Genomic DNA, 12,552 nt, shown 5'->3' with positions numbered 1-12,552 from the left:
GCACCGTGGCGTCCTCCGTGAACGCTCGCACGGCCTCCGCCGTCTCCCGGGACGAGCGCGAGAGCCGCGGCCCTGCCACTCACTCCGATGGCGGGAGGCGGGTTCCTCCACGGGGACCTGATCCCCGACCGGCCTCGGACGGCCGACCGGACGCCTGTGGTGCCACCGGCGTCACCGGCGTCACCGGCACAAGCGCCCCCTCCCCACGCCCCTGTGCCGCGGCCGGCTCACAGACGTCTACGGCCGGCCCCTGGGAAACCCCGCCTGACGCCGGACTGCCAGGTTCGGCAGGTATCTGAGAAAATGTTCCATATGGACGTGCGGAGCAGGAACCATGTGACGGTGACCGGGCGCTCCGGAGGGCCGGTGGTGATGCTGGCGCACGGGTTCGGGTGTGACCAGAGCATGTGGCGTCTCGTGGTGCCGGCGTTGGAGCGCGACTTCACGGTGGTTCTCTTCGATCACGTGGGCGCGGGAAACTCGGACCTGTCGGCATGGAGCCGAGAGCGGTACTCCACCCTGAACGGGTACGTCGACGACCTCCTGGCACTGTGCCGGGAGCTGGCACTGGGCCCCGTGACGTTCGTAGGCCATTCGGTGAGCGCGATGATGGGTGTGGTGGCCGCCGCGCGGGAGCCCGAGGCATTCGCCGGGCTGGTCCTGCTCGCCCCGTCGCCGTGTTTCATCGACGACCCGGAGACCGGTTACCGGGGCGGATTCAGCGCGGAGGACATCGAGGAGCTGCTGGAGTCGCTGGAGGCGAACTACCTCGGCTGGTCGGGCGCCATGGCACCGGTGATCATGGGTAACCCGGAGCGGCCGGAGCTGGGTGAGGAGCTGACCAACAGCTTCTGCCGCACCGACCCGGACATCGCCCGGGTCTTCGCCCGGGTGACGTTCCTGTCCGACAACCGCGCCGACCTCGCCGAGGTGGGAGTGCCGACGCTGGTCGCCCAGTGCTCCACCGACGCGATCGCCCCGCGGGAGGTGGGCGCGTTCGTGCACGCGCGGATACCGGGAAGCCGATTGGTCACGCTGAACGCCACGGGGCACTGCCCTCAGCTCTCCGCACCCGAGGAGACCGCCGCCGCCATCGCCGCCTTCGCGGGCGGCACCCGGTGATGTGCGAGACCAACGACGAAGAGGGCGGCGGTCCCGAAGGAGACGAGGGGCCGGTGGACGAACAGGCGCAGTTCTCCGCGCTGCTGGAGGACAGTGCCGAGGACCTGTACGAGCACGCGCCCTGCGGTTACCTGTCCACCCAGCTGGACGGCCGGATCGCGAAGATCAACACCACCCTGCTGGACTGGCTCGGCTACCAGCGCGAGGACCTGGTCGGCCGCAAGCACTTCTCCGACCTGCTCACCGTGGGCGGCCGGCTCTACCACGAGACCCACTTCGCCCCACTGCTCAGGATGCAGGGCGAGATCAACGGCATCGCCCTGGAGCTGAAGGCCGCCGACGGCGCTCGCCTGCCGGTCCTGGTCACCTCGACGGTGAAGACGGGCAGCGACGGCCAGCCGTTGCTGATCCGCACCACCGTCTTCGACGCCCGCGACCGCCGCGCCTACGAGACCGAGCTGCTGCGCGCCCGCCGGGAAGCCGACCAGGAACGCGACCGCCTCCAGGTGCTGGCCACCACCTTGCAGCAGACCCTCCTGCCGCCCGCGCTGGTCGACGTCCCCGGCCTGGATGTGGCCGCCCACTACCACATCGCCTCCGTCGACCAGGTCGGCGGCGACTTCTACGACCTCTTCCCCCTCGCAGCCGGCACCTGGGGCCTCTTCCTGGGCGACGTGTGCGGCAAGGGCGCCGCAGCCGCGGCCATCACCTCCCTGGCCCGCTACACCCTGCGCGCCGCCGCCGTCTACGACCCCGACCCGGTCGCCGTCCTCGGCAACCTCAACACCGTCCTGAACCACGAGTACAACGGCGACGACCCCCGCTTCTGCACCGTCGTCTTCGGCCTGCTCACCCCCGACCCCGACCGTGGCGGTTTCCACATCACCCTGGCCAGCGGCGGGCACCCGCCCGCCCTGCTGATGCGCGCCGACGGCACCGCCGACTTCCTGCCCACTCCCGGCGGACAGCTCATCGGCGTCCTGCGCGACGCCCACATCGCCACCACCACCGTCCACCTCGTCCCCGGCGACACCCTGCTCCTGCACACCGACGGTCTGACCGAAGCGCACACCGGCCCCACCGCGGGAGGCGATGACCGCTACGGCGACGACGCCCTCCTCGACTTCGGCCGCGCCCTCGCCCCCACCACCGCCTCCAGCACCATCAGCGCGGTCCGCGACCTGCTCGACACCTTCGGCAGCGGCGTGGAGGACGACACCGCCCTCCTCGCCATCCACGCGCCGCAACCCCCCAGTGAAGAGCAGCAGTGACCAAGCACCTGACCCTCCGCACCCGGACCACCACCGCCGGGCCGGTCGTCGAAATCGCCGGAGACCTCGACTACGACACCGCCGACAAGGTCCGCGCCGCGCTGCCCGGCCTCGGCCTGCGCCCCGGTCAGCAGCTCGTCCTCGACCTCGCCGGCCTCTCCTTCTGCGACTCCAGCGGCATCACCGTACTCATCGCCGCCCGCAACCACGCCCTGGCCGCCGGCGCGAGCATCGCCCTCGCCGCGGTCCCCGACCGCGTCAGCCGCATCTTCCGCATCGTCGGCCTGGCGCAGGTCTTCCCCACCCACCCCACCGCCGCGGCCGCCGAGGCCGCCTGGCGGCCCACCGGCGGCTGACGCAGAAGACAGAACCCGGCCGCCTCGTGGCGACCGCCCACAGCGAGACCCGTCTGCGCAAGGCGCCGCGGCTCGGGCCTTTCCGCACGCGGGCGCGAATGCTCGGCGGTGAGCAGCCCGACGTCTTACGTCTCCGGAGTCAGGAAGCCACCCGGCCGGGATGACGCAGGGCGGTCGCACAGGGCATGGCGTCGATCCTCGTCGCCCGCTTCATGAGGAGGGCCCAGGACATCGACCCGGGCCCTCCTGCTCTCCCTGGGCGCTCGCGGTCTCGTCCGGGTGGAGGGCGTCGAGGATGAGGGTGATGCCGAAGGCGAACTCGTCCGCGTAGTCGTAGCCGGGGGTGAGGGTGTACTCGGTGGCCAGTTCGGTGAGGTGGGGGTAGGCGTCGGCGGGCATGTCGCGCAGGATGCCGCCCGCGACCTCGTGCAGTTCCGCCGCGCCGGTGAACGGCAGGCTCAGCTCCTGGAGTACGAAGCCGTAGAGGTAGCTGTCGATCAGCGAGACGGTGTGCGCGGCCATGGGGACGGAGAAGCCGCCAGTGCGCAACGCTCCGATGACGGCGTCGTGGTGGCGCAGGGTGGCCGGGCCGGGCCGGGAGCGGGAGTCCATCAGGCCGATGGCCCACGGGTGGCGCCGCAGGGCGGCACGGGCGGAGACCGCGCGGTGACGCATGGCACTCTTCCAGTCCGTGTCGCGCGGCGGCAGGTCGATCTCGCCGAACACCGCGTCCACCATCCCGTCGAGGATGTCCTCCCTGCCCGCCACGTGGTGGTAGAGCGACATCGCCTCGACTCCCAGGGGTTCGGCAATGGCCCGCATGGTGAGCGCGGCCGACCCCTTCTCGTCCGCCACCGCCATCGCCGTACGAATCACGCGCTCGCGACTGAGCGGGGTGCGTGCCGACGCTCCGCGCCGGCTGTTGCCTCCCTCGCGCATCCGTCCCTCCTTACTCACTCCCTTGACCGCCTTACACCATAAGGCTAGCTTGCCTTACAACATAAGGTTGCCCGCCACCTCGGCGAAGGGACACGGCATGGGTACGGATCGTGTGAAGAAGGTCTGCATCATCGGGGCCTCCGGGAAGCTCGGGCGGTACATGGTCGGGCAGGCGCTGGAGCGCGGCTACGAGGTGGTCGGCGTGTGCCGGGAGCGCAGCGTGCAGAAGCTGGCCGCGTTCGAAGGCCGGATGACCGTGGTTCCCGGACCCACGAACGACCCGGAGGTGATCCGGCGGGCGGTCGCCGGATGCGACGGGGTCCTGACGGTGCTGGTTCCGTGGGGTGTGCGGCAGTACGCGTCGGGCACGGCACAGGCCGTGCTCGACCACGCACCGCCCGGCGCGCGTCTGGTCTTCTCCTGCGGCTGGCACATCACGCGCGACGGCGAGGACAGGTACTCGCGGATGTTCACCATGGGCGTCCGGATCGCCGCCGTGCTCGGCAGACTCGTCCGTGCCGTCGAGATCGACGACCAGGTGGAGGCGTGCCGCCGGGTGTTCGCCAGCGACACCCGGTGGACCGTGGTGCGCGGCAGCAGCCTGGAGGAAGGCCAGAGCCAGGGCCTGCCCGTGTGGAGTCGGCATGTGGGCGATCCGGTACTGGCCAGCAACCTGACGCGCCGGGTGGACTTCGCACTGTTCATGGTGGCGGCACTCACCGACGACACGCTCGTCCAGCAGGCCCCGGCGATCGTCGGCTGCCGGACTCCCAGCGCCCTCGCCCATGCCGGCGGCCTCCACAAGCACGCCTAGGGGCGTGTTACGGAGGTACCGGGAGGCGCCACCCGCCCTTGCATGCCGCCGCGCGTTCGGTCCGGCGCCGGCGTCCGGATCGCCGGACCTCCCGAGGCACGGGCGGAGACGGCCCCTGCGGTCGCCGAGTCGGCCGGGCTTCACGGCGGCGACTTCGCGAACGCCCTCGCGGGCGGGGAAACGGCCGCGGGAACGGTGCGGGGCGTCTCGCCGACCGGCGAGACACCCCTTGTGGTGCCGGTGCGGGTCAGCCGCAGGCCCACACGGCCGGGAACCGCGGGTAGCCGGCGCCCGGGCGGGCCTTCGCGCCCGCCAGCGTGCCGTCGTCGCCGAGCGCGTAGAGCATGCCGTCGCTCGGAGCCGCGCCCACGCTGCTGGTCAGCTGCCAGAGGCTGGAGACCGACTTCCTGTTGGTGCCGAGGATCAGGCCCTGGCTGTTGATGGCGCCGGCGCCCTTGCCGTTGGGCAGGGGCGTCGCCTTGCCCGTCCTGTCCCACAGGACGGCGGACCGGGCGAAGTCGGAGGTCAGGGCGTCACCGATGACATAGCCGTCGGAGATCCCGGTGACCTGGGCGTGGGCCGCGCCGGCCGGGATCGGCAGCGCCTTCGCGACACCGTCCTTCCACAGGTACGGCCGCCAGGTGCCCTTGGGGTTGTCCACGGCCGTGACCGCCACCGTGCCGTCGGTGTCGACGCCCTCGACGTTGCTGCCGCGCGGGAAGCCGGGCAGCCTGACCACGGTGCCGGGCTGGTCCGCCGGCCACTTGTAGACCTCGGTGTAGTTCGGGTCGTCGCCGCGGCCCTCGCCGTAGATGTCCCCGTTCTCCGTGATCACACGGGTCTGCACGTCGTACGTGCCGGGGAGCACCGGAAGTTGCTCCAGTTTGCCGTCGCGGGAGACGACCGGGAACCACGACCAGGACGGGAAGCCGTCGGTCACGCCGGTGATCTCGGCACCGTGCCCCACGACGATGCCCTTGCCGTTCACGTCGCTGATATAGAGGTCGAAGTCGGCACCGGCCGCGGGCCCCAGGTCCGTGAGCCGGCCGTCCTGCCAGAGGACGGCATGCTGCAGCGAGTCCTCCTCGGGGAACTCGATCTCCCCCGCGTACACCCCGTCCCCGCCCGCCGCCCTCACGGCTCCGGCCTCGATGCCCGCCGGCACCGGCAGGTGGGTGGCCCTGTACGTGCACGCCTGGGGGGCGGCCTGGGCGGACGGTGCGACGCCGGTCACCGCGGAGGCGGCGAGAAGGGCGGTGGTCAGTAACATGACGTTGCGTCTTTTCGGGTTCATGTCATCCCATCGAAGCGGTGAGTGCCTGCCCGCCCAGACTTCACAGCGCGCCTATGTTCCCCCTATGCCGCCCGGAGAGCCCGCTCGGAGCGGTAAATGACGACCGCCGCCGCCGAGTCGTCCGCGAACTCCCCCGGGATTGTCCGTGATCGGTAACGGACGCATCCCGTGGCCGCTTTCCCTCGTCCTGCCAGGTGGCCCCAAGGTGGCCGAGGGACGACGAGGAACTGCTTGGAAGCGGGGCGGACATGGCGCGGCACAGCGGCGGGCGGGGCTGGTACGGCAAGCTGGTCGGGGCGGCGCTCGGGGTGACGGTGCTCGCCGTCGGTGCCTCGGTGTGGACCGCGCAGGCCGACGCCGTGGGTGGCTCGTCGCCGAAGGCGACCGCGTCGCCCCCGCCGGGCAGTGACGTCGAGCGGGTCGCGGAGACCATCGCGCACGCTTCGGACGCGGGGGCACGCGGCGTCAACATCACCATCGACGACGGCCCCGACCCCGCGTGGACCCCTCAAGTGCTCGACCTGCTGCGCGAGTACGGGGTCAAGGCCACGTTCTGCGTGACGGGGACGCAGGCGCAGGCCCACCCCGGCCTCGTGAAGGACGTGGTCGCGGCCGGGCACCGGCTGTGCGACCACACGGTGTCGCACGACACCGCCATGGACAAGAAGTCCGAGGCGTACCAGTCGCAGGAGATTCTCGACGCCGAGCGCATGATCACCAAGGCGTCCGGCGGCGTGCGCCCGATGTACTACCGGGCGCCCGGCGGGGCCTTCACTCCCTACAGCCGCGAGCTGGCCGCGTCCCGGGGTATGCGCCCGCTGGGCTGGAACGTGGACACCAAGGACTTCGAGCGGCCCGGCGCGGACGCCATCGTCGAGACCGTGCAGCGGGAGCTGCCCAACGGGCCGACGATCCTCTTCCACGACGCGGGAGGCGACCGCTCCCAGACCGTCGAAGCCCTGCGCCGCGTCCTCCCCTGGCTCCAGGAGCAGGGCTACTCCTTCGGCTTCCCGGTGCGCTGAGCTCGTCAGGCCGGTTCGAGTTGCGGTTCCGGTCGCTGGGCCGGTGCCGCGGTCCGCGGTTCCCACCGTTTGGTGGTCCGCGCGTAGCCGTAGACGACCGAGACCATCGCCGCGATGAGAAGTGGCCCTGCGATCCAGGGGCGTTGGGCCATTTCCATCGGCAGGTAGCGAGTCGTCACCAGGAGTACGGTGAAGACCAGTGCCCCGTAAAGGACCAACTGGACTCCCGGCCGGTCCCAGCCGCGGTCGAGCGAGCGCAGTGCCGCCTCGATCGTGACCGCGAACACCACGCCGGCCACGAGATCAATTCCGTAGTGGTAGCCGAATCCCAGCGTCGCGGTGAGGGTGGCGACAAGCCAAAACGTTCCTGCGAAACGCAGGGCACGGGGGGCCCTGCGGGAATGGATGAATATCACGGTGGCCCACGCCGTGTGCAGGCTGGGCATGCAGTTGCGGGGCGTGATCTCGTCGTACGTCCACGGCTGCGGAGGGCTGATCGGGGTCGGCGTGTGCGGCCACAGGTCGGCCATCGCCCACTGCTCGCCGCCGGTGCCGAACGCGCCCGTGCCGTAGGTGAAGACCGGTCCGACGACGGGGAAGACCATGTAGACGGCCGGACCGAGGAGGCCTATCACCAGGAACGTGCGGGCCAGGTGATGACCCGGGAAGCGGCGCTCCGCCGCCACGTGGCGCATCTGGTACAGCGCGACGACGACCGCGGCCACCGCGAGCTGGGCGTAGACCCAGTCGAGAACGTGGGCGCCGACCGGGCCGGTGGCCTCGACGGCCCGTCCCACCAGCCACGACGGGTTGCCCAGCGCGTGATCGGCGACCGCCACGTACGGGTCGAGCACGTCCGGGCGGGTCTTCGACGTGATCAGCAGCCAGGTGTCGCCGGTCTTGCGGCCGGCCACCAGGAGCAGGCCCAGCCCGACGCCCTTCAGCAGCAGGACGCGTTCCCGGCCGGTTCGGCGCGCGACGGCGAAGACCGCACAGCCGAGTATCACCCACAACGCGCCGCTGCCGAAGGAATGGCCCTCGGTCACCCCCGCGTCGGCCACCCACCGCACCAGTGCGATGGCGACGTCGATGCCGACCGCGACGCCCGCCGCGATGAACCGCTGGCGCCAGGTGAGCACCACCATCATCAAAGCCATACTGGCGTACAGGAGGGGCCCCGACGCGGGGGCGGATATCAACTCCTGCGCCTGGTGGGTGATCGGGCCGGGCAGGCCGTAGCGACGCGCGGCGATTTCCAGGGTGATGAGGAATCCGAGGGCCACCGCACCCGCCACGGCCCAGAGTCTCGCCCGTGGTTGGCGCAGCACGGAGAACGCGTTTCTGCTACCTATTCGTGAGAACACCCGCAATGCCTTCTTTATCAATTTTCAGTCGATTTGCCGCTTTCCTGTTCACGAGGAGCAGCCCGTCGGCAGATAAAGACGGAAAGATTACCTCCCAGGTTCCGGCTCTGTTTCCGGTGGGTCCTACTTGCCATGCCGGGCGAGCACCGCGCGGACCACCTCCGCGGACGAGGCCATGACGTCGGCCACGAAACGACGGCGCCCGGTGCCGAGCCGGCGCAGGGCCCGGCCGTGGTCGGCGGCGACGACGAGGGCGGCCCCGAGGAGGAGGAGCCGCCACAGGGTCATCACCGGGCGGCGCACGGGGCGGGGCAGTTCCGCCAGCGAGGCGTGCAGCCGCTCGCAGTGGAAGGGGACGTGGCGCCGCTCGTCGGACAGGATCCGTCCCGCCACTTCCGAGGTGAGCGCGTCGTCGGTGCCGTCGCGCAAGGCCCGGTAGTAGCGCAGCGCCACGACCTCCGCGATCATCAGCACCAGCAGTTCCAGGCGCAGGCCCAGCAGGCGCCGCAACCTCACGAAGACGGTGTCGCTCCAGTGACTTGTCAGCGTCGGTACGCCGCCCGCGGCCAGCAGTCGGGCCAGGAGCCGGGCGTGGTTCCGCTCCTCGGCGACGAAGAGGCGCACCGCGCGCGCGTAGTCGGGGTCGCCGGCCAGGTCCGCCTTGCCTACGAGGTTCGCCCCGTCGCCGTCCTCGCCGACCTGGAAACGCTGGATGCCGGCCCACACCGCCGCGGGCAGCGTCGCCCCCTGCATCCAGTCCGGGTCGCCCTGCGCCCGTCTGCGCTCCCGCTCGACCTCGAACCGCCTTGTCCACTCGGCGAATTCGCCCGTACGCACCCCGCGCCCCTCTCCGGGACACGGCCGCCGTGCCCTGGAAGGGGACGACGCCGACGGACGCCGAACCGTTCCTCCAGCCGCTCGGGCCGGCCTCGGCGTGAGCCTCCGGCCCAACCGTTTCGAGCCCGCCCGGCGGACGTGGCCTTCGTCTCCCTGGGTCGATTTCAGCGCTTTTGTCTGCTGCACCGTGACTACGGCGTCATCGGCGGCGCTTTCCCGCGTCGCAGGAGGTCACGGCGCTGCGGGCCGGGGGGCGGGTGACAGGCCTACGGCCCTCGGGGAGCAATATCTGCCGCGATGACAGGAGAAATCGGCCGGACGCCCGGGGAATATTCCTCCGTCGGCCAGTCGGGGCAAGATTATCGCCAGCGCCCGGGCGATCACGGCGTGCTACTGTCGACGGCAGTTGCAGTTGTGGTTGCCTGAAGGTTTTTTCCGACGGGGTGATCATCACGGCGACCGGAGATCACACAGGGTGAACTCCGAGCACCGTACCGAAGGAGAAACATGGCTTCCGGCACCGTTAAGTGGTTCAACGCGGAAAAGGGCTTCGGCTTCATCGAGCAGGACGGCGGCGGCCCCGACGTCTTCGCCCACTACTCGAACATCAACGCCCAGGGCTTCCGCGAGCTGCTCGAGGGTCAGAAGGTGTCGTTCGACATCGCGCAGGGCCAGAAGGGCCCGACGGCCGAGAACATCGTTCCGGCCTGACGCTCACGCGTACTTCGCAGCTGGGGCCCGCACCTTGGGGTGCGGGCCCCAGCTCGCCGCATTTCCGGGCGCAGAGCGCCCCGCGGGGGTCCGCATATCTCCCCCCGCATTCGAATTTCCCTTTTTCATCAATTCTCCCGGTCCACACGGCTGCATCAGCCGGAACCGACCGGGGCCGGCTCGTTCTTGCGATTCCCTGCGCCGTTCCCTTGCTGCGGGTCTCCCTTGATACGTGCCATATCAAGGAAGGTTCCCCATGAACCGCGTACGCACCAATGACCGACGACGCTCCGGCGGCGGCCCCCGCCGCTCCCAGACCTCCGGCCGCCGGCCGGCCGCCCCCCAGGGCGAGTTCGCGCTGCCGAAGACGGTCACCCCGGCGCTGCCCGCCGTCGAGTCGTTCGACGAGCTCGACATGCCGGCGCGACTGCTGACCGCCCTCGCCGGCGAGGGCGTGACCGTGCCGTTCCCGATCCAGGCGGCGACCCTGCCGAACTCCCTGGCCGGCCGCGACGTACTCGGCCGCGGCCGCACGGGCTCGGGCAAGACGCTCGCCTTCGGCCTCGCCCTGCTGGCCCGCACGGCCGGCCGGCGCGCCGAGCCGCGACGTCCGCTCGCCCTCGTCCTCGTCCCCACCCGTGAGCTGGCCCAGCAGGTCACCGACGCGCTGACCCCGTACGCCCGCGCCGTGGGCCTGCGGTCGGCCACCGTCGTCGGCGGCATGTCGATCGGCCGGCAGGCCGGCGCACTGCGGTCCGGTGCCGAGGTCGTCGTCGCGACGCCCGGGCGGCTCAAGGACCTCATCGACCGGGGCGACTGCCACCTCGGCGACGTCACCATCACCGTCCTCGACGAGGCCGACCAGATGACCGACATGGGCTTCATGCCCCAGGTCACCGCCCTGCTCGACCAGGTCGCCCCGGACGGGCAGCGGATGCTGTTCTCGGCCACCCTGGACCGCAACGTCGACCGGCTGGTCCGCCGCTACCTGACGGACCCGGTGGTCCACTCCGTCGACCCGTCGGCCGGTGCCGTCACCACGATGGAGCACCACGTGCTGCACGTGCACGACACGGACAAGCACCGCGCGACCACCGAGATCGCGGCGCGCGACGGCCGGGTGATCATGTTCCTGGACACCAAGCACGCCGTGGACCGGCTGGTGAAGCACCTGCTGAACAACGGCGTGCGCGCCGCGGGCCTGCACGGCGGCAAGTCCCAGCCGCAGCGCACCCGGACCCTCGCCCAGTTCAAGGACGGGCACGTGACGGCCCTGGTGGCGACCAACGTCGCGGCCCGCGGCATCCACGTCGACAACCTCGACCTGGTCGTCAACGTCGACCCGCCCAGCGACCACAAGGACTACCTGCACCGGGGCGGCCGTACGGCCCGCGCCGGCGAGTCCGGCAGCGTCGTCACCCTGGTGACCCCGGGCCAGCGACGCGACATGACCCGGCTGATGGCCTCGGCCGGCATCACCCCGCAGGTCACGCCGGTCCGTTCGGGCGAGGCGGAGCTGTCCCGCATCACCGGGGCGCAGACCCCGTCCGGTGTCCCGGTCGTCATCGCCGTACCGGTCGTGGAGCGCCCGCGTCGCGCCGGGTCCGGCGGGGGTTCCTCGTCCCGTGGCCGCCGCAGCCGCTCCGCACAGGGCCGCACCGGCCAGGCCTCCGCCACCCAGCAGGGCCGCTCCGGCCAGGGCCGCGGCATCCAGGGCCGGCCCGCCGGGGAAGCCCCGCGCCGCAGGCCGCGGCGACAGTCCGCCGGTGGCTCGGCGGCGTAACCCCTCCCAGACCCGTCGCGAACGGCCAACCCACCCGCCCCATCTCCCCCTTGTGGAGGCATCATGCGCTGTGTCATCGCCCGGTACCCGTTCGACCTCACCAAGGGTGGGGTGCTGGATTCGATGAAGGGCATCACGCCCGAGACCATCACGGGTGAGTCCGTGACCATCGGCCGCCGCCGCTACCCCGTCAAGCAGGTGGGCGAGATCATCACCCGGCAGGACCGTCGCGACTTCTCCAGCGGCGAGGTCACCCGGGCCATGGCCCGCCTCGGCTTCACCTGCCACCCGGACCCCGAGCTCGCGCCCGCGCCGGAGCCCGCCGCCACGCCGGTGCAGACCGCGTCGGCGCTGCTCGGCGGCACGCCTCCGCCGGTCGCGTGACGCGGGGGGCGTCGTCCGCCCCCTCCCACGTCAGAACAGTCCCGTAGCCCGGCCCCCGTCGTCCCACCGGACCTCCAGCACGCGCCGGACCTCCAGCACGCGCTGGACGGCCGTGCGGTCGAGGGGGCCGAGTACGTGCGGGAACAGCGTGCCCTCGGCGGCCCCGGGCGGCGGCGCGGGTACGGCCGCCTCCCACACGCACCTCGCGGTGAGCCGGTCCTCGTCGAGGAGCAGCGCCAGCAGGGGCCGGGGCGCGTCGCGGTAGAAGGCGTTGACGACGGTGAGCGTGGTCTCCTCGTCGGGCGAGCAGTGGACGAACCCGTCCTCCGCGAGGGAGGCGGGCGCGTAGGGACGGCCGGGATCGGCGTTCCATTCGGCGAGCGGCACCACGTGATAGATCATCGTCCGGTTGTAGCAGCCTCGCCCGCGCGCTCCGAGGGCGTGGGCACGGCACTCGGCTCCGCCGACGGCTCGACTCCGGGTGCGCTCGACGGCGCCCGGCCCGCGGCGGGCGGCGTGCTCGGCACGGCCGACGGCGCGGAACCCGGCGTGGCATGCGACGCCGGGCCCGGCGCTGAGCGCGACGCCGAGCCCGCGGGGGGCCCGGACGGCTCGGGGGACGCTGCCAGCGAGGGACCGCGGGACGGGGCCGGGC

General features: G+C 71.7%; 13 protein-coding genes and 1 pseudogene. 9 read left to right on the top strand and 5 right to left on the bottom strand.

Annotated elements, in window-relative coordinates:
- The first annotated feature begins 312 nt into the window (after positions 1 to 312).
- Genes EBH09_RS18825 through EBH09_RS18815 form a run of 3 tightly spaced genes read left to right on the top strand, consistent with a single transcriptional unit; the run spans position 313 to position 2,749 of the window.
- Complete coding sequence (locus tag EBH09_RS18825) at positions 313 to 1,122, top strand: alpha/beta hydrolase (RefSeq protein WP_121748150.1); 810 nt, start codon at positions 313 to 315, stop codon at positions 1,120 to 1,122.
- Complete coding sequence (locus EBH09_RS18820) at positions 1,122 to 2,393, top strand: SpoIIE family protein phosphatase (protein WP_121748149.1); 1,272 nt, start codon at positions 1,122 to 1,124, stop codon at positions 2,391 to 2,393. Before EBH09_RS18825 ends, EBH09_RS18820 begins: the two co-directional genes overlap by 1 nt.
- Complete coding sequence (locus EBH09_RS18815) at positions 2,390 to 2,749, top strand: STAS domain-containing protein (protein WP_121748148.1); 360 nt, start codon at positions 2,390 to 2,392, stop codon at positions 2,747 to 2,749. The genes EBH09_RS18820 and EBH09_RS18815 overlap by 4 nt, the downstream gene beginning before the upstream one ends.
- Before the next feature lie 210 nt (positions 2,750 to 2,959).
- On the opposite strand, the gene EBH09_RS18810 is transcribed toward EBH09_RS18815, so the two are convergent.
- Complete coding sequence (locus EBH09_RS18810) at positions 2,960 to 3,688, bottom strand: TetR/AcrR family transcriptional regulator (protein WP_193776396.1); 729 nt, start codon at positions 3,686 to 3,688, stop codon at positions 2,960 to 2,962.
- Between the two features lie 97 nt (positions 3,689 to 3,785).
- On the opposite strand from EBH09_RS18810, the gene EBH09_RS18805 reads away from it, so the two are divergent.
- Positions 3,786 to 4,502: an NAD(P)H-binding protein gene (locus tag EBH09_RS18805; protein ID WP_121748147.1), complete on the top strand. Its 717-nt coding sequence runs from the start codon at positions 3,786 to 3,788 to the stop codon at positions 4,500 to 4,502.
- Positions 4,503 to 4,749: 247 nt separating this feature from the next.
- Here the strand turns inward: EBH09_RS18805 and EBH09_RS18800 are convergent, their stop codons facing one another.
- Positions 4,750 to 5,796 (bottom strand): hypothetical protein, encoded by a 1,047-nt coding sequence (locus tag EBH09_RS18800; RefSeq protein ID WP_153182681.1) that lies wholly within the window; start codon positions 5,794 to 5,796, stop codon positions 4,750 to 4,752.
- A 248-nt stretch (positions 5,797 to 6,044) separates the two neighbouring features.
- Between EBH09_RS18800 and EBH09_RS18795 the strand changes: the two genes are divergently transcribed.
- The gene (locus tag EBH09_RS18795) at positions 6,045 to 6,818 is read left to right on the top strand and encodes a polysaccharide deacetylase family protein (RefSeq protein WP_121748145.1); all 774 of its coding nucleotides are present in this window, start codon (positions 6,045 to 6,047) and stop codon (positions 6,816 to 6,818) included.
- Between the two features lie 5 nt (positions 6,819 to 6,823).
- On the opposite strand, the gene EBH09_RS18790 is transcribed toward EBH09_RS18795, so the two are convergent.
- Positions 6,824 to 8,113: a phosphatase PAP2 family protein gene (locus EBH09_RS18790; RefSeq protein WP_121748144.1), complete on the bottom strand. Its 1,290-nt coding sequence runs from the start codon at positions 8,111 to 8,113 to the stop codon at positions 6,824 to 6,826.
- Positions 8,114 to 8,305: 192 nt separating this feature from the next.
- Positions 8,306 to 9,019 (bottom strand): ferritin-like domain-containing protein, encoded by a 714-nt coding sequence (locus EBH09_RS18785; protein ID WP_121748143.1) that lies wholly within the window; start codon positions 9,017 to 9,019, stop codon positions 8,306 to 8,308.
- A gap of 507 nt (positions 9,020 to 9,526) precedes the next feature.
- Between EBH09_RS18785 and EBH09_RS18780 the strand changes: the two genes are divergently transcribed.
- From EBH09_RS18780 to EBH09_RS18770, 3 genes are all read left to right on the top strand, one after another.
- On the top strand, positions 9,527 to 9,730 hold the full coding sequence (locus EBH09_RS18780; RefSeq protein WP_121748142.1) for a cold-shock protein: 204 nt from the start codon (positions 9,527 to 9,529) through the stop codon (positions 9,728 to 9,730).
- Positions 9,731 to 9,986: 256 nt separating this feature from the next.
- Positions 9,987 to 11,513, top strand: a complete 1,527-nt coding sequence (locus tag EBH09_RS18775; protein ID WP_121748141.1) for a DEAD/DEAH box helicase — start codon at positions 9,987 to 9,989, stop codon at positions 11,511 to 11,513.
- Positions 11,514 to 11,576: 63 nt separating this feature from the next.
- Positions 11,577 to 11,897 carry an SCO5918 family protein gene (locus EBH09_RS18770; protein WP_121748140.1) on the top strand — a complete coding sequence of 107 codons (321 nt, stop codon included), beginning with the start codon at positions 11,577 to 11,579 and terminating at the stop codon, positions 11,895 to 11,897.
- A gap of 30 nt (positions 11,898 to 11,927) precedes the next feature.
- Here EBH09_RS18770 and EBH09_RS18765 read toward each other — a convergent pair whose 3' ends face one another.
- The gene (locus EBH09_RS18765; protein WP_121748139.1) at positions 11,928 to 12,299 is read right to left on the bottom strand and encodes a DUF952 domain-containing protein; all 372 of its coding nucleotides are present in this window, start codon (positions 12,297 to 12,299) and stop codon (positions 11,928 to 11,930) included.
- A 39-nt stretch (positions 12,300 to 12,338) separates the two neighbouring features.
- Here EBH09_RS18765 and EBH09_RS39040 point away from each other — a divergent pair.
- Positions 12,339 to 12,552: pseudogene (locus EBH09_RS39040) on the top strand (hypothetical protein); the annotation flags it as partial.

Origin of the sequence: Streptomyces sp. E2N166 (assembly GCF_003671715.1) — a bacterium.
GTDB classification, from domain to species: domain Bacteria; phylum Actinomycetota; class Actinomycetes; order Streptomycetales; family Streptomycetaceae; genus Streptomyces; species Streptomyces thinghirensis.
This window is presented reverse-complemented; position numbering and strand designations above follow the sequence as displayed.